This is a genomic window from Streptomyces sp. NPDC051561 (genome assembly GCF_044454195.1).
Lineage (GTDB): Bacteria > Actinomycetota > Actinomycetes > Streptomycetales > Streptomycetaceae > Streptomyces.
The window spans coordinates 203,428-219,923 of the sequence record NZ_JBITDM010000001.1; the positions used below are offsets into that span (position 1 = coordinate 203,428).

Consider the following 16,496-nt stretch of genomic DNA (forward strand, 5'->3'; position numbering starts at 1 on the left):
CCGTGAAGAACGAAAAAGACCGGCGGCACCCGTACGGGGGGGGCGGGTGCCGCCGGGGTCTGGGCCGGCCGGGGCCGGGGCCCGCCGGGTCTTGTGACCTGCTGGGCCCCGGGCCTGCCGGGTGCGACGGACTACTTCGCGAGGGAGGCGACGCCCGCCTGGGCGAACTTCTCGTCCAGGTCGCCGCTCGGGGCGCCGGCCACGCCGATGCCCGCGACCGGGGCGTTCTTCACGGTGACGGGGGCGCCGCCGCCGAGGAACAGGGTGCCGGGGATGTCCTTGAGCGTGGGGGCCTGCTCCAGGCGCTTGGTCAGCTCCGAGGTCGGGGCGTTCCAGGAGACGGCGGTGAACGCCTTCTTCTCGGCCGCCTCGTAGGACTGCGGGCCGGCGCCGTCGCCGCGGAGGGTCAGGATGGTGTTGCCGTTGCGGTCCACGACGGCGACGGAGACACGCTGGTTCTCCTTCTTCGCGGCGTCCAGCGAGGCCTGCGCGGCCTTGGTGGCGGCCTCGATCGTCAGGTGGGTGGACTGCGTCGTGTTCTTGTCCGTGGCGTCGGCCTTGGCGACCGCGGCGGTCGGGGTGGCGGCGTTGGCGGAGACGGCGCCGAAGGTGCCTGCGGCGAGCGCGGCGGCGGCGACGGAACCGGTCAGGACACGGGTGCGCAGGGACATCTGCTTCATGATGTTCGCTCCTCAGCGATCGACCGGGGAGGCTGGGGGAGCTCCGCCCGGGGTGGCTCGGGAAGCTGTCTGCTGCGTTCCCGCTCTGGTATCCATCCTGGCGGTGCGTCCAGCGCCCCCCGGTCGGCCTGCGGGCTCTCCCCGGCGCGCCCGACAGCTGACACCCGTATCAGCCGATCGGTTGATACGGGAGCCGTTTTAGCAGCTCAGAGCCTTCTTCTGCGGGGCGGGCAAGCACGTCAGGGGATCAGGGGTTGGCGAGGAGTCCGGCGAGCCGCAACGCACGCCACGGCCTGCGCCCGCCGGCCCGCATCCGGCCGCGCGCGATGGCCTGCCACATCGGCGTACGCCGGAAGGAGACCAGCAGGAACGCGGTCGGCGACACCGTGAGCCGGCAGTCGTAGACACGCGGCGGGGCGTCGCGGGTCACCGTCACCGTCCCGTCGGCCACGACGATCGCGAGCCGCGGCCCGCCCTTGACCGCGAGGTCGAACGCCATGCTGACGCCCCGCGCCTTCTCCGGATCCAGTGCCAGCCGCATCATCGTCGGCATCGCCTGCCCCAGCACCAGACACGCCTCGTCCGGGCCGATCCGCCACGGCAGTCCGGCACCGCGCGCGATGTCCAGGCCGTGCACGAGGCTCTCGCTGAGCACCATTGCGGTCGCCGCGGCCAGCGTGACCGTCCTCTGCGGCCCGTACCAGGGCGTGGCGACCAAGGTCTCCGGGTCCAGCCCCTCGGTGGCCCGCAGGAAGGTTTCGCCCCGCTCGGCCACCACGTCGCCGATCCGTGCGCGTTCGGCACCGGTGACGAGACCGACGGAATGGGCGTTCAGCGCCGCGATCCGCTCGGTGAGCGTCCCTTCCTGGGGCGGCAGGACGTGACCCCACTCCACGGCGTCATCGGTGAAGCCCGCGCCGTACGCGAGGAAGACGGACGCAAGGTGCGCGCCGACGTCGCCCACCGTCCACGCCGGGAGGCCGGAGGCCGCATGCAGGTCCGGGGCTTCGCGCAGCAGCCGGACGAGCCGGGCTGCAGCGGCCCGCAGTGCGGCGCGGGTCTTCTCGTGTTCGACGACGGGATCGAACGTCATGACGGTGCCCATGCCACTCCCCCAGGCTGCGGTCGAGCCCGAAGGTTACCGCTTGGTAGCCGGGGTGCGACAGGGCCTGGGATCGTCCCGGTGCGCGGACCTGCGGGGCCAACCACCTGCGTTCGCGGGGCAGTTGACAAAACGATTCACCTGCATGCGGTGCACGGCCCTTCATCGAGGGGCGTGCGGGTCAGGCCGTTCCGCCCACCAGCCGGACCGGTGGGTCACGGGGACCAGCGCACCGGACACCGCTGCCGGTACGCCCGCACTCCCGGCACCCTCCGCGCCGAACGCGGCGGCGGGCCGAGGGAGTTGGCGCCCCCTTTGCTGCCATACGGCCACCAGGGCGTCGTAGATCGGAGTACCGGCCTCTCCCTGGCGCTCGGGGGGCGGTACGGGCGTCCAGACCGGGGCCGGAGGCTGCGGGCGGTCACGGGCGGCTTGTTCCTGCGTCTGTTGCATGCCCTGATCAACGACGCCGGGGTGGCCCTGAAACAAGATGCACCCCTTCGGGTGGCCGTACGCGCACCTGACCACTTGACCCACCGGTGCCGGCCTCCGGGAAGGAGCGCCTTCGGGCCGCGTTCGGCGGTGTGCCAGGATCAGCGGAAAGTCAGTGGTGCGCGGAGCGGCCACAGGAAGCGGGAGGGGGGCGGGGATGCGAGGCCCGAGCGTCTCGTACCTCCGGCGGCGTATGACGCAATGGCGTGCGTTGAGCAACACCGAAGTGGTCGAACTGGCTTCACGGTTGCGGTCGTTGGACTGCACCTGGGAGTGGGACACCTCGCCGAGCGGGCGGCGGCCGTCGTCGTTCGCCCGGCGGTCCATGATGATCCGGCCGCGATGGGACGTACTCGACACGGGGTTCGAGGAGACGGGCCGTGCGGCGACCCGCCAGGAGAAGGCGCGGCGGGAGGAGACGACGGACCGGGTCCGGCTGCGGCTGACCGACTACCGGGGGCAATGGGATCAAGCCCTCGACGCCTTCGCCAGGATGGCCACCGCGCTCTCCGACGCCCTGGGCGAGCCAGCGGTCCGGGTGCCGGGCGATCCCGCCGAGATCCACTGGGAGATGGCCACCGAGATCACCCTGGTACTGGAGAACACGGGAACCTCGGTGTATCTGGACCTGGCGACCAACAAGCGGCTGGCTTTCGACGAGGAGGTCCGACGGCTGGACGAGGACGAGGAGGGGCTGCTGTGACGGACTGGAGCGGATTTCGCGAGGGGCTGGCCGAGCAACTGACCACGCTGGCCGGCGGATCGACCCTGATCATCGGTGAGGGCGGGGCGGCGGCCCGGTTCGCGCAGTTCCGTCAGAGCAGCGGATCGTTGTCGGCCGAACTGGTCGGCGACCACTACCTCGGCCCTTCGGTACGTGCCGGGGAGGCGGGCAGCCGTCTGATCAGCGAGGCGGGCTGGCTCCGCCCCGAGGACACCGCCTACGGGCACAACTGGCACACCGAGCTGCCCTGGCCGTCGGACTCGGCCGCCTACCGCCGGCTGGCGGCGATGACCGTGACGGGGCTGCGCGACGGGCTCGGGATCGCCGGACCGGACGAGCTGGTCTACCGGGCATGGACGCGCGGGAACCGCGACTTGCGCCTCCCGTTGCTCGGTCTCATCGCACAGTCCTGAGGTTCCAGACAGTCCTTAGTTTCCAGACAGACCTGAGGTTCCAGACAGACCCGAGGGGTTCCAGCAGTCCGCCAGGACCCGTGAAGGGCAGGTTTCGACAGATGGATGCAACAGAGCCGACGGAAGCCCGCATCGAGGACGCGGGCAACGTCCTGGTGCTGCCTTCGGCGTCGCAGGGCCACGACTTGGTCAAGGACTTCTTCGGGTCCTTCATCACGCCGGAGGACCTTGCCTCCGGAGCGCACGATCTCACCCGGAAGTCGGTCTACCTGGGTGGCGACATATCCGCGATCAGCGACCGCCAACTGCGTATGGCTGAGCGGGTGTTCGTGGTCCGGGAGCTCTCCTCCGGCTACCACGGGAGAGTCGGCGGACCCTGGACTCTTGTCGGTCTGGGCCGGGTCCCCCTGCGGGTGCACGGCGCCGGTGTGTACTACCGCCGCTTCTTCGCTCCCGACGCCGATCACTTCGGCCGGATCCGCGCGGAACACACCTTCCAGTCCCTGACGGAGTCCACCAAGCCCGGAACGGCTCACCGCAGCGGGATCTACCTGACACCCGTCACACGCGACGGCGACGCACTGCGTTTCCGACTGCTCCGGTGCTCCACGAACCTCTCGGGGCCGACCGAGAACTTCGGCCCGGCCGACACACGCATCGTCGAGGCGCTGAACCGCGAGGCAGCCGCCGTATTCCGTCACCAGGCGCCGCTCAACCACGTCCTCGCGCAGATCTACCACAACACGCATGCCACGGCCGGGCGGAAGCAGTCCAAGGCCAAGATCTCGGCCCACGCCGACAAGACCAAGGACATGCCTGCCAACGGGATCATGGCCTTCTGCACCTTCTACGAAGGCCTCGGCGCTCTGCAGCCGCTGGACGACGACGCCTTCGACCACGGGGTGAAGGGTGTCAGCGCACTGACCACACTCCGTTTCCGCCTCAAGGAGCCGGCCGGAGAACGCCTCACGGAGCCGGCCGAAGAAGGTGACGGGACCGCGCTCCCCCAGCAGTTCGAGGTGACCCTTCACCCCGGCTCCGTGTTCTTCATGCCCCTGTCCACCAACCGCCTGTACACACACGAGATCCGGCCCTCCGCCCTGGCCGCCGAACTGCTCCCCACCCGGCTGGGGTACGTGGTGCGCTGTTCGAGCGCCGAAGCGGTGCACAGGGACGGCCGTACGTTCCTCAAAGTGGCAGGGAATCCGGTGGAGTTGGGGCCGCCCACCCCGGAAGGCATGGACGAGCTGCGCAGGTTGTACGCCGAGGAGAACAGGACCTCGTCCTTCATCGACTACGGCGACGAATTGCTCTTCAGCATGAACACGGGAGACTACGTTGCCCCCCGAATCTAGGATCTCGGACGAGATCGTCTCGTGCGCCCTGCCGACGGACGGCAACCTCTTCGCGGAGCTTTCCGGGTCGGCCCAGCTGGAGGACGTGGGAAAGGGACGGCGCGGCGCCGTGCTCACCAAGGTCGACGAGGCGGGTGGTGTGCCTCTCGTGCGTACCACCACTCAGTACAGCGGGCCGGCACAGCGTTTCCGGCCGGTGCACGCATGGCTGGCGCGACAGGTCCAGGAACAGGCGGGGATTTCGGCCGACTTCAACAACGCCCTCATCGAGAGCTACACAAACGCGTACACCACCATGGGCGGCCACTCCGACCAGGCGCTCGATCTGGCCGACGAGTCGTTCATCGCCGTCTTCTCCTGCTATCGATACCCGGAAGCAGGCCCGCTGAGAAAGCTGATCTTCGAATCGAAGGGGCCCGACGGAGAGAGATTAGAGATCCCCCTCGCCCACCACAGCGTCGTCGCGTTCTCGGTCGCATCGAACCGACGGCTCAGGCACAGGATCGTCGCGGAGAAACCCGGCCGGGCGACGGGCAACCACCGACCGACGGACAACCAGTGGCTGGGCGTCACGTTCCGAAAGTCAAAAACCTTCGTGCGGTACCGCGATGAAACCGCCTACCTCTCGCCGGGCACGCGCCTCACTCCGGCCGACGACGAGCAGCGTCGCGAGTTCTACCGGCTGCGGCGCCGCGAGAACCAGGAAACGGACTTCGGCTACCCCGCTCTGACGTACACCGTCAGCGAGAGCGATCTGATACAGCCATGCTGATACGACGCCGACGTATGCCCCAACTCCTTCTGCTCGCCGCCCTGTTGGCGCTCACCACCGGCTGCGGAACCGTGCAGTCCTCCGAGGGCCGGGCGTCGGACGCCGCACAGGAAGTGGCCCGGAAGGCGGGCGAACGACTCTACGGTCAACGGGTACGCACGGCGGCGGAGGCCGGATACATCACTGCGGGCCTCGACGGGGTGGAAGTTCTGCGCATGACGGGTACTTCGACGCACCACGGGGACGGCTTGGAGATGGTGGTCCGCACCTCCGGCTCGGCGTTCAATCCATGGCTCGACGCCCAGGAGGTCACCGTGCGGCGCTGCTTCACGGTGCGGGTGTCGCCCGAGACGAAGTGGCGCGAGGAACCTCATGAGGTGGACTGCCCGGACGGCCCTCCGCTGGCCTTTGCCCCGCCACCCGCACCGCCCCGACTGCCGCACCAGGAGCTCCGCGCGAAGCTCCCCAAGGTTGCGAAGGGCGGCCGGGTGAACGAGGCCGAGGTACGCCGTGCGGTCGCCGCCCTGAACCTGGTCCCGCCGATCCGCACGGAGGTGAAGGCGGACGACGGCATGGTCGGCGTCCTCCTCTCCGTGCGGGGCAACCGCTCCGACCCGCAGGACTGCCTGCTCGCCCGCGTGGAGCCCGGCGCCACCGAGGTGTGGGTGCCGCCCCGGATCCAGCGGATGCCCGGGGAGGGCGGCTGCACGGTCGGCAACGCCCTGCACCCTCTCCCGCCGCCGCACTGAACGAGGAGGCCGGCCGGCGCGTCCCAACCGCCGCCCGAGGCTCAGTTGCTCGCGCTGTTCAGGTTCTCCCGTACCTTCGCGATGGCGAATCCCCAGCCCTGCTGCACCGTCGGCTTGGCGGGGACGGCGATCTCCTCCGGGTTGGTGAGTACGTCCAGGAGCACCGGGCCGGGTGCGTCGAAGGCGCGGCGTACGCCGTCGGCGAGGTCCTGGGCCCGGGTCACGCGGATGCCGGTGATGCCGAGCGCCTCGGCGACGGCGGCGAAGTCCGGGTTGTCCAGTTCCGTACCGAACTCGGGGAGGCCTGCCTGCTCCTGTTCCAGCTTCACCATGCCCAGACGCCGGTTGTCGAAGACGACGAGCTTCACGGGCAGTTGCTGCGAGCGGATCGTCATCAGGTCGCCCAGGAGCATCGACAGGCCGCCGTCACCGCAGAACGCGACGACCTGGCGGTCCCGGTCGAGGAGTTGCGCACCGATGGCCTGGGGCATGGCGTTGGCCATCGAGCCGAGGTTGTAGGAGCCGAGCAGCCTGCGCTCGCCCCGCATTTCGACGAAGCGGGAGAGCCAGACGGTGGCCATGCCGGTGTCCGAGGTGAAGACGGCGTCGTCGGCGGCGGCGGTGTCGATGGCGGCGGCGAGGGCTTCCGGGCGTACGAGATGGGAGCGGTTGTCGAGGGCGGAGCGGACCCGGCCCAGCAGCTTGCGGTCGTGCCCGGGTTCGGCGAGGCGCTGCTGGCCCTCCCGCCACTGGGTGAACTTCTTGCGGGCGGACTCCAGATGGCTCTGGTCCTTGCGGGTGTCGAGTCGCGCCAGCAGGCCCCGCACGGTCGGACCCACGTCGGCGGCGAGCCCGATGTCCACCGGCACCCGCCGCCCGATGTGCTCGGCCACCCGGTCGACCTGGACGACCTTCTTCCCCTCCGGGTACCAGTCGCGGTACGGGAAGTCGGTCCCGAGCAGCAGCAGGGTGTCCGCGTGGTCCATCGCCCAGGCGGCGGCCGGGTTGCCGATGAGGCCGGTCTGGCCGACCTGGTAGGGGTTCTCGCCCTCGAAGCCCTCCTTGGCCTTGAGGGTGAGGACCATGGGGGCGCCGAGGCGTTCGGCGAGGGCCAGTACGTCCTCGCGGGACTCGCGGGCGCCCCGGCCGACCAGCAGGGTGACCCTGCCGCCTTCGTTGAGCAGGTGTGCGGCCTCGTCGAGGGCGGGGTCGTCGGGGCGGTTCTCGGAGCCGACGACGGACAGGCGGGCGGGACGGTCGTGGGGGATTTCCTTGTCGCCGATGTCGCCGGGCACGGTCAGGACGGCCACGCCGCGGCGACCGATCGCGGTGCGGACGGCGACCTCCAGCAGACCGGGCAGCTGTTCCGGCGAGGTGACGGTGGCGCGGAAGACCGCCACGTCCTTGAAGAGGAGGTCGTTGTCGACCTCCTGGAAGTAGTCGGTGCCGACCTCGGCGAGGGGCACCTGCCCGGCGACCGCCAGCACCGGGGTGCCGCTCTTGGCCGCGTCGTACAGACCGTTGAGCAGGTGGACGGCGCCGGGCCCCACCGTACCCATGCACACCCCGATCGTGTCGCTGAGCTGTGACTGGGCACCGGCGGCGAAGGCGGCGGCCTCCTCGTGCCGGCAGCCCACCCAGGAGACCGACTTCGAGGTGCGGATCGCGTCGGTGAGGGGGTTGAGCGCGTCGCCGACGACGCCGAAGACGTGCTGGACGCCGAGCTCTTCGAGGGTGTCCGCGAAGAGACGGCCGACGGTGCGTGTCATAGGGGTGGTTCCTTTCCGGGTACGAGGGCTCCGGGTACGAGAGCTCTGGGTACGAGGGCGGCCCGGGGACCGGCTTCGTCGCTGCGGTGGATGGATCAAGGGGGAAGGGGCCGGTCCGGTCAGGCGGTGAAGCTGTCCGGGTCCGCGGCCTTCCAGTCCGCCGCCCAACCCGGTGGCGGGGCGGCGAACAGGTGGTGGCCCGAGGTCAGCCGGCCCGGGATCAGCTGGCCCGGGGTCAGCCACTCGTACAGGTCCGCGTAGGAGCGGAAGTCGTCGGCGTCGGTGGAGCGTCGGCGCAGCAGGTGCGGGCCGAGGTCCGCGGGGTCCTTGACCCCCATCGCGGCCATGATCTGCAGGGCGCTGGCGACGGTCGCCTCCTGGAAGCGGTGCACCCGCTCGGACTTGTCGGCGACGACCAGGGCGCGGGCCCGGCGCGGGTCCTGGGTGGTGACGCCGGTGGGGCAGCGGTTGGTGTGGCAGCGCTGGGCCTGGATGCAGCCGACGGCGAACATCATGGCGCGGGCGGCGTTGGTCCAGTCGGCGCCCATGGCAAGGCGTTTGACGATGTCGGATCCGGTGGCCACCTTGCCGCTCGCGCCGATCCGCACGCGCTCCCGCAGTCCGGCCCCGACCAGGGCGTTGTGCACGGTGACCAGCCCTTCGGTCAGGGGCATACCCAAGTGGTCGGCGAACTCCAGAGGGGCGGCGCCGGTGCCGCCCTCGGCGCCGTCGACGACGATGAAGTCCGGGGTGATGTGCTCGGCGAGCATCGCCTTGCAGACGGCGAGGAACTGCACCCGCGATCCGGGGCACAGCTTGAAGCCGACCGGTTTGCCGTCCGCGAGCTCCCGCATCCGTGCCACGAACCGCACCAGTTCGCGCGGGGTGGAGAACACCCGGTGGTACGGCGGTGAGATGACCGTCTCGCCCTGTGGGACGCCACGGACCCGGGCGATCTCGGCGTTGACCTTGTCGCCGGGGAGCACGCCTCCGATGCCGGGCTTGGCCCCCTGGGACAGTTTGAGGGAAACGCACTTCACGGCCGGGTGCGCGGCCTTCTCGCGGAACTGCTCGGGGTCGAAGTCGCCGTCCTTGGTACGGCAGCCGAAGTAGCCGGTGCCGATCTCCCAGATGAGGTCGCCGCCGGGCCGGAGATGGTACTCGGAGAGCCCGCCCTCACCGGTGTCGTGGGCGAAGCCGCCGCGGGCCGCGCCCGTGTTGAGGGCGAGGACGGCGTTGGCGGACAGCGACCCGAAGCTCATCGCGGAGACGTTCAGCAGTGCCATGTCGTACGGCTGTGTGCAGTCCGGCCCGCCGACGCGGATCCGGGGCGGGCTCTTGGCCGTGTCGACCGGGTGCATGGACGGCACCAGGAACTCGTAGCCACGGCTGTACATGTCCCGCTCGCTGCCGAAGGGCTCCTCGGCATCCACGCCCTTGGCCCGCTCGTAGACGATGTCCCGGGTGTCCCGGTCGAAGGGGCGGCCGTCGAAGCTCCGCTCGACGAAGTACTGCTGGAGCTCGGGCCGGATCGCCTCCAGGAGGAAGCGCGCGTGCCCGAGCACGGGATAGTTGCGCAGTACCGAGTGACGCCGCTGCGTCAGGTCGTACAGTCCGACCAGTGCCGCGCCGGCGAGCGGGGCGGCGGCCGCCCACCACCAGGCGGACAGGACGACCGCCGCCACCACGGCTGCGGCGGCGCACAGAACCAGGAGGCCCACGGCCCCGAAACGCTTCATGGCTGATCTGTTAACCGTGAACGGCGCTCTCATGTCCGCTGTCCGGCTGAGAACGGCGGATGGGCTATCCGGCTGACACAGGCTTCCAGCCGCTCAGTCCTTGGGCGGCCGGGCCGCGTCGAAGGCGAAGACCGTCTGGCTCGCCGTCCCGTAGACGGCCCGCCCCACGACCGTCAGCCGTCCTGGCCGGTCGGACATGGTGGGGAGGATGGCGTGCCGCCGGGTCACCCACAGTTCCTTGCCGTTACGGAGGTCCAGCGCGATCACCTGTCCGCTCGCGGTGGACGCCAGCAGCAGCCCTCCGGCGACGATCGGCTCGGAAAGCCCGTCCTTGCTGACGGTGGTGGTCCACAGCTGTCGGCCGTCGCGCGTCGAGAGGGCCGCGACCTTGCCGTCCGGCCGGGCGAAGTAGATCCGGCCGGCGCCCACCGAAACGGCACTGCCGGAGAACTGATCGAGCGCGAGGGTACGTCCCCGGCCGGTCCCGGTCGTCTCCCCCGCCCCGGTGTCCACCGTGATCGCCTTCCGGTACGGGGCCTTCGTGCCGACGTCGTCCACCGAGGCGAGGAAGACCAGCAGCGCGCCGTCCGCTCCGACGAATCGCATCTCGGGGCCGCCCCCGTAGATACGCCGGGCTCCCGTGCTCCCCTTGACGCCCAGCGCGTACACGGACGAGACACCGTGGCGGTCGCAGAGGGCGTACAGCCGGGCTCCCGCCGCGAACGGCTGGCAGGCCGTGTCCCGTTCCTCGGGCGGGCGGAAGGTCCACAGGACCTTTCCCGAGTCGGCGTGCCGTGCCTGCAGTGCGGCGGGCGACGTGGGGTGGGAGGCGACGACCGTGCTTCCCGTCGCGGCGGTGAAACCCACCGTGCCGACGTCGGCGCTCCACCGCTGCTTCCGGTTGCCGACATCGAGACCGACCAGGGTGTACGAGTCCTGGGCGGGCGGCACGCGCATGACCACGAGGGTGCGGTCGCTGACCCCGACGACCGGGGTGGTCAGCTGACTCCCGTACGGCGAGTCGGCATTCCGCGGAATCTGCCAGCGTATCCGGCCGTCGGACAGCCCGATGCGGGCTGCGAGCACCTTGGAGGTGCCGCAGTACAGGGAGTCGCCGCGCGGCAGGCAGTTCGAGTGGTCGTAGAGCATGAGGGAGGAGTCGGGCAGGGCGGCGCTCCAGCCCTTGAACCCCCGGGGAAGCGTGCCGGTCACATTCGCGTACGTCCCCGGCCTCCGCCCCACGTCCTTCACCCCGGTGCCGCCGCCCCGGCCGGCCTGGTCCTGCCGCAGCAGCGCGCCCGCCTCCACCGCGATCACCAGCGTGCTGACCACCACCACCAGCGCCACGAATCCGGACACGAACCGCCGCCCCGGTCTGCGGACCCGTCCCCGCCACCCGGCCACCGGAGAGGTTCGAAGCGCGGCACCGGGCGCACTCCCCGTAACCCCATCCTCCCCATCCCCTCCGTCCTCCCCACCCACCTCCGGTAACTCCCTGAAGGATTTCAGCAGTTCGACCAGCGGGGGCCGCCGCTCCGGATCCTTGGACCATGCCGGGGCGAGGGCGTCACGCAGTTCGGGGTCGAGGCCGTCCAGCCCGCCCGGATCCTCGTGGACCACCCGGTACGCCGTGACGAACGGGCTGTCCGCCGCGAAGGGGCCGCGCCCCGTCGCGGCGTACGCCAGCACCGTCGCCAGCGAAAAGACGTCGGAGGCCGGACCGACCTCCTGGGGCGAGATCAACTGCTCGGGCGACATGAACGGCGGGGTTCCCAGTACCCGCCCGGTCCGGGTCAGCGTCTGCGCGTCGGCAGCCCGCGAGATACCGAAGTCGATCACCCGGGGCCCGTCCGCGCCCAGAACGATGTTGGCCGGTTTGAGATCCCGGTGGACGACCCCGGCCCGGTGGATGTCGCGCAGCGCCTCGACGAGTCCGATCGCCAGGCGTCTCAACTCAGCCCCGTTCAGGGGTCCTCGCTCGTCGACCCGCTCCGCGAGCGTCGGGCCCGGGATGTAGGAGGTGGCCATCCAGGGGCGCTCCGCCGCCGGGTCCGCGTCGACCACCGCGGCGGTGAAGGCACCACTGACACGGCGCGCCGCCGCGACCTCCTGCCGGAACCGGGTGCGGAACTCCTCGTCCTCGGCGAACTGTTCGTGCACCACCTTCAGCGCCACCGCCCGCCCGGACGCCGAGCGCGCCGCGTACACGACGCCCATGCCGCCACTGCCGAGCCGCCCCGTCACCACGTACTCGCCCACCACGCCCGGACTGTCCGCACCGAACGCCACGAACGCCTCCCTGGAGCCAGCCGGACCAAAACCGACCGGACCGGACCGAGCGGGACCGGCCGGCCCGGCGCCGGGCCGCAACCACTGACCACAGCACGGCACGGCACGGAAGGTCACCGTACGTTTCCGCCCGCCCTCAGGGAAGACCTTCCAGCCCGCACCCCCGGGAGCCCGCCCAAGGGCGTTCGGATCAGTGCGCCCAGGGCAGCCGGACCGCCTCGGTCCAGGAGTCGTTCAGCAGTGCGTCGATGAGCGCCGGGGGCCCGGCGACCTTGGTGGCCCACAGGTCGTAGTCGGTGCACAGGACCCATGACCGGTCCTCGGCCCAGAGGTTGGACGGGCTGAAGTCGGCTTCCGAGTGGTCGTAGAGGATCTCGGCGTCGCCGAGTCGGCCGGTATGCACGCGGAGGTTGTCGAAGTCGGTGGCCCCGAGCACCAGCGGGCTGTAGTAGGCCAGGCAGCGCGTGTCGGGCCCCTCGGCGCTGAACTCGGCCAGCAGGGAGGTCAGTTGGACCCAGGTCTCGCGGTCCAGACTCCCCTCGGTCGGCGGAATCACCGTCAGCGGCCAACTGCCCTTCTTCTTGACCGAGGGAAAACAGCGGTAGGAGGGCATCAGCCCGTCGGGGACGACCGGGTCACCGGTCCGGCGCGCGAGTTCGGCCCAGCGCAGCCGTCGCCGGCCGGGGCCGGGGTGCCGGGCGCGGCCCAGCCCTCCCCCGGTGGCGACGCTCACGGCTTCGAGATCGACGTCCCTGGCGGTACTGGGCCGGATGCTCCCGTCCGCCAGACGTGCCTGGCGGTACTCGTGGTGCGACACACCGGCCGGCCCCTGCTGGTGCTCGGGCTCGTACTCGTACATGGCGTTGAGCACCCACGCCGCGTCAGGCATCGCCGGAGGCATGAACCCGGTGAGGCCGTCCTCGCCGCACAGCTCCGCCAGCCGGTCGGTGGCCCCGGACGGCGCCTGCGGCCACAGGGCCGGCATCGGGTTCGTGTGCGTCTCGGACATGCGGTCATGATCCCAGAGGGATACGCACCTCAAAGTGCGTGATTGATCAGCGGGCCGCCGGCGCCGATGCTGGTCGAGGCACGACAAGCACTCGGGCCGCTTCGGTCCGTTCCGCTTGCGTCCGTACCGCTTGCGTCCATACCGCTTGCGTCCGTTCCGCTTGCGTCCATTCCGCTTGCGTCCATTCCCGCTTCCGATCCCGCCGATGAAGAAGGCATCGCGCGTTCCGCCAGGTGGTCCCCGCCCCAGTCGGCCAGCAATTGCAGCAGGTCGTTGAGGCGTCGGCCCTTCGGGGTCAGTGAGTACTCGACGCGGGGCGGCAGTTCGTCGTACGCCCGGCGGTGCACGATGCCGTCCGCCTCCAGTTCACGGAGCTGCTGGGTCAGCACCTTTTCGCTGATTCCGGTGACGAGCCGCCTGGTCTCCAGGAAACGGCGCGGCCCCTGTGCGAGCACCCAGATCACGAACGGCTTCCACTTCCCCCCGAACACGGCGACCGCCGCACCGACCCCGCATTCACCCGGATCCCCCACGCTCACCGGCGCGGGGCTCTCCGACGCGCCCCCAGGTCCTTCCACCACGATCCTCATGGAGTCCCCCATGTCCGTATCCCCTTCCCAGGCGCCCGTCACCGTCCTCGGGCTCGGCCCGATGGGCCAGTCCCTCGCCGGGGCCTTCCTTGCCGCAGGCCATCCCACCACGCTCTGGAACCGTACCCCTGGCAGGGCCCCCGAGCTGGTCAACCGGGGTGCGCTGGAGGCCGGTTCGGCCGCCGAGGCCATCGCGGCGAGCCCGCTGGTCGTCATCTGTGTACTCGACTACGACGCGGTGCACGCGATCCTCGAACCGCACTCCGACGCCCTCAAGGGCCGCACCCTGGTCAACCTCACCGCCGACACCCCCGAGCGCGCCCGGGCCGCCGCCGCGTGGGCCGAGAAGCAGGGCATCACCTACCTGGACGGGGCGATCATGGTGCCGACGCAGCTCATCGGCACGCCCGACACCCTCGTCCTGCACAGCGGCCCGGCGGACGCGTACGCGGCCCACGAGTCGACGCTCGCCGCGATCGGCGGCAGGGCCGTGCACCTGGGCGAGGACCCGGCCCGGGCGGCGGCGTTCGACGTCGCGCTGCTCGATGTGTTCTGGACCGGCATGACCGGCATCGTGCACGCCTTCACCCTGGCCGCCACGGAGGGCGTCGCCGCTCGCGACCTGGCCCCGTTCGCACAGGGCGTGGCAGAGCTACTGCCGTACTACGTCCGCGAGTTCGCCACCCAGATCGACACCGGCAACCACCCGCCGGAGGGCTCGAACCTTCGCTCGGCGGCCGCCATCATGGCGCACGTCCGGGAGGCCTCCGAGGCGCGCGGCATCGACGCGTCGGTGATCACGGCCGCCCACGAGGTCGCACTGCGCGGCATCGCGGCGGGCTTCGCGGAGAACTCGTACTCGCGGGTCGTCGAGATCAACCGGAATACCGACCTCGGCTGAGTGCTGGGTGAGAGCGGCCGGGGTACCGGGTACGGCCCCGCCTCACCCGGGGGGCCGGCGGAAACGCGCGACCGGTCGGCGGATTGCCGGGTATCGCCCGTGGCCGTACGCGATCTAGCTTCGGCGCATGACAGAGATCAGCTTTCGTACGGCCGACAACTGCACCCTGCACGCCACCCTGACCGGGCCCGCGGGCGAGGAGCGCACTCTCGTCCTCCTGCACGCCGGCGGGCCCGATCACCGGAGCCTGCTCCCGTTGGCGGGGCTGCTCGCGGACCGCTGGAGGGTCGTCCTGCCCGACATACGGGGTTACGGCCGCTCCGTGTGCCGGGACCCCGGGCGTCACACCTGGGGCCAGTACGTCCGCGACCTCCTCGGACTGCTGGATCAACTCGGCCTGAGCGACGCCGTGCTGGCGGGGGCGGGCCTGGGTTCCACGGTCGCGCTCCGTACGGCGGCGGAGCACCCGGACCGGGTCCGGGCGGTCGTGCTCATCGGGGTCGAGGACATCGAGGACGACGCGGCGAAGGAGGAGGAGATCCGGTTCCTGGACGCGTTCGCCGCCCGCGTCGAGGCCGACGGGATCGAGGCGGGCTGGGAGCCGATCCTGGCCGGGTTCCCGCCGGTCGTCGGGGACATGGTGCGTGACGCCATACCCCGGTCGGACCCCGCGAGCATCGTGGCCGCGGCCGCCATCGGCCACGACCGCTCGTTCCGCGACGTCGGCGAACTCGCCGCCGTCACCGCGCCGGTGCTCGTTTTCCCGGGCGCCGACGCACGCCATCCCGCGGCGCTCGCCGAGGAAGTGGTCCGCACTCTTCCGCACGGACGACTGGCCGAGGCCGCGATCAACGACGCACTCCGGACCACCGAGGACCTCGCCCGCACCGTGGCCCCACCCGTCCGCGCGTTCCTGGCGTCGCTGCGTGCGGAGCCGGAAGCGTGAGGCCGCTCCCGGTGTTTCCGCGCGCCGCGCAGCCCTCTGTTGTGTGCAGGTCCCCGGGCGTGATGGGGTTACCGGCACGGGCGCGGCGGTTGAGACACGAGAAGGGTTCTGCGATGACAGCGGCAAGGACAGTGACGTTCCCCTCCGGTGCGACCGTGCCCGCCCTGGGGCAGGGCACCTGGCACATGGGAGACCGGCACGCGCGGCGCGCCGGGGAGCTCGCCGCGCTCCGCAGGGGCCTCGACCTGGGGATGAGCCTGATCGACACGGCGGAGATGTACGGCGGCGGCGCGGCCGAGGAATTGGTCGGCGAGGCCATTCGCGGGCGTCGCGACGAGGTGTTCCTGGTCAGCAAGGTGTTGCCGTCGAACGCGGACGCCCTTGGCACCGTGGACGCCTGCCACGCGAGTCTGCGCCGGCTGGGCACCGACCGGATCGACCTGTATCTGCTGCACTGGCGGGGCGGGGTGCCGCTCGCCGAGACCGTCGAGGCCCTCGAAGGCCTGGTGAGCGACGGCAGCGTCGGTGCCTGGGGGGTGAGCAATCTGGACGTCGACGACCTGGACGAACTCCCCGCCGGCGCCCTCCCGGAGACCGACCAGATCCTCTACAACCTCACCCGCCGGGGCCCCGAGTACGACCTGCTCCCCTGGTGCCGTGCGCGTGCGGTCCCGGCCATGGCGTACTCCCCCCTCGAACAGGGCCGCCTGCTCGGCCACCCGGCCCTGGACTCGGTGGCCGAGGCGCACGGCGCCACCCCGCTCCAGGTGGCACTCGCCTGGGTGCTGCGCCACGACGACGTCATCGCCATTCCCAAGGCCGCCACCGTGGCCCACGTCGAGGACAATCACGCCGCCCTGGACCTCGTCCTCACTCCCGACGACCTCAAGGCGCTGGACGACGCGTTCCCGGCACCGGTGCGCAAGGAGCCCCTGGAGATGCTGTAGGGACGGCTGTCGCGGCCCC

General features: G+C 71.1%; 16 protein-coding genes. 8 read left to right on the plus strand and 8 right to left on the minus strand.

From position 1 onward, the window contains the following. Window positions 1-131 precede the first annotated feature (131 nt). The 3 genes from ACIA73_RS00835 to ACIA73_RS00845 all read right to left on the minus strand — a co-directional run bounded on the left by ACIA73_RS00835 (window position 132) and on the right by ACIA73_RS00845 (window position 2,235). On the minus strand, window positions 132-680 hold the full coding sequence (locus ACIA73_RS00835; RefSeq protein ID WP_399436061.1) for a heme-binding protein: 549 nt from the start codon (window positions 678-680) through the stop codon (window positions 132-134). Between the two features lie 247 nt (window positions 681-927). Then, window positions 928-1,773, minus strand: a complete 846-nt coding sequence (locus ACIA73_RS00840) for a maleylpyruvate isomerase N-terminal domain-containing protein (protein ID WP_399436062.1) — start codon at window positions 1,771-1,773, stop codon at window positions 928-930. A 171-nt stretch (window positions 1,774-1,944) separates the two neighbouring features. Beyond that, window positions 1,945-2,235 carry a hypothetical protein gene (locus tag ACIA73_RS00845; protein ID WP_399436063.1) on the minus strand — a complete coding sequence of 97 codons (291 nt, stop codon included), beginning with the start codon at window positions 2,233-2,235 and terminating at the stop codon, window positions 1,945-1,947. 250 nt (window positions 2,236-2,485) lie between these two features. Here ACIA73_RS00845 and ACIA73_RS00850 point away from each other — a divergent pair, with 250 nt between their 5' ends. From ACIA73_RS00850 to ACIA73_RS00870, 5 genes are all read left to right on the plus strand, one after another. Then, window positions 2,486-2,977 carry a DUF6301 family protein gene (locus ACIA73_RS00850; protein ID WP_399436064.1) on the plus strand — a complete coding sequence of 164 codons (492 nt, stop codon included), beginning with the start codon at window positions 2,486-2,488 and terminating at the stop codon, window positions 2,975-2,977. Continuing rightward, window positions 2,974-3,411 carry a TY-Chap domain-containing protein gene (locus ACIA73_RS00855; protein ID WP_399436065.1) on the plus strand — a complete coding sequence of 146 codons (438 nt, stop codon included), beginning with the start codon at window positions 2,974-2,976 and terminating at the stop codon, window positions 3,409-3,411. Before ACIA73_RS00850 ends, ACIA73_RS00855 begins: the two co-directional genes overlap by 4 nt. A 101-nt stretch (window positions 3,412-3,512) precedes the next feature. Then, window positions 3,513-4,766, plus strand: a complete 1,254-nt coding sequence (locus ACIA73_RS00860; RefSeq protein WP_399436066.1) for a hypothetical protein — start codon at window positions 3,513-3,515, stop codon at window positions 4,764-4,766. Then, window positions 4,750-5,538: a hypothetical protein gene (locus ACIA73_RS00865; RefSeq protein WP_399436067.1), complete on the plus strand. Its 789-nt coding sequence runs from the start codon at window positions 4,750-4,752 to the stop codon at window positions 5,536-5,538. Before ACIA73_RS00860 ends, ACIA73_RS00865 begins: the two co-directional genes overlap by 17 nt. Continuing rightward, window positions 5,532-6,287, plus strand: coding sequence for a translation initiation factor IF-2 (locus ACIA73_RS00870; RefSeq protein WP_399436068.1), 756 nt, complete (start codon window positions 5,532-5,534; stop codon window positions 6,285-6,287). Before ACIA73_RS00865 ends, ACIA73_RS00870 begins: the two co-directional genes overlap by 7 nt. 41 nt (window positions 6,288-6,328) lie before the next feature. On the opposite strand, the gene ACIA73_RS00875 is transcribed toward ACIA73_RS00870, so the two are convergent. From ACIA73_RS00875 to ACIA73_RS00895, 5 genes are all read right to left on the minus strand, one after another. Next, entirely contained in the window at window positions 6,329-8,056 is a 1,728-nt protein-coding gene (locus ACIA73_RS00875) for a thiamine pyrophosphate-dependent enzyme (RefSeq protein ID WP_399436069.1), read from the minus strand. 119 nt (window positions 8,057-8,175) lie between these two features. Continuing rightward, on the minus strand, window positions 8,176-9,795 hold the full coding sequence (locus ACIA73_RS00880; RefSeq protein WP_399436070.1) for an FMN-binding glutamate synthase family protein: 1,620 nt from the start codon (window positions 9,793-9,795) through the stop codon (window positions 8,176-8,178). Window positions 9,796-9,888: 93 nt separating this feature from the next. Continuing rightward, window positions 9,889-12,084, minus strand: a complete 2,196-nt coding sequence (locus ACIA73_RS00885) for a PQQ-binding-like beta-propeller repeat protein (protein ID WP_399436071.1) — start codon at window positions 12,082-12,084, stop codon at window positions 9,889-9,891. 190 nt (window positions 12,085-12,274) lie between these two features. Continuing rightward, window positions 12,275-13,093, minus strand: coding sequence for a hypothetical protein (locus ACIA73_RS00890; protein ID WP_399436072.1), 819 nt, complete (start codon window positions 13,091-13,093; stop codon window positions 12,275-12,277). Window positions 13,094-13,122: 29 nt separating this feature from the next. Then, the gene (locus ACIA73_RS00895; protein WP_399436073.1) at window positions 13,123-13,695 is read right to left on the minus strand and encodes a winged helix-turn-helix transcriptional regulator; all 573 of its coding nucleotides are present in this window, start codon (window positions 13,693-13,695) and stop codon (window positions 13,123-13,125) included. Here ACIA73_RS00895 and ACIA73_RS00900 point away from each other — a divergent pair. The 3 genes from ACIA73_RS00900 (at window position 13,694) to ACIA73_RS00910 (ending at window position 16,477) form a co-directional block, all read left to right on the plus strand. Continuing rightward, window positions 13,694-14,584, plus strand: a complete 891-nt coding sequence (locus ACIA73_RS00900) for an NAD(P)-dependent oxidoreductase (RefSeq protein WP_399436074.1) — start codon at window positions 13,694-13,696, stop codon at window positions 14,582-14,584. The genes ACIA73_RS00895 and ACIA73_RS00900 overlap by 2 nt on opposite strands. 127 nt (window positions 14,585-14,711) lie before the next feature. Further along, window positions 14,712-15,530: an alpha/beta fold hydrolase gene (locus tag ACIA73_RS00905; RefSeq protein WP_399436075.1), complete on the plus strand. Its 819-nt coding sequence runs from the start codon at window positions 14,712-14,714 to the stop codon at window positions 15,528-15,530. Between the two features lie 113 nt (window positions 15,531-15,643). After that, window positions 15,644-16,477 (plus strand): aldo/keto reductase, encoded by an 834-nt coding sequence (locus ACIA73_RS00910; RefSeq protein WP_399436076.1) that lies wholly within the window; start codon window positions 15,644-15,646, stop codon window positions 16,475-16,477. Window positions 16,478-16,496: the final 19 nt, after the last annotated feature.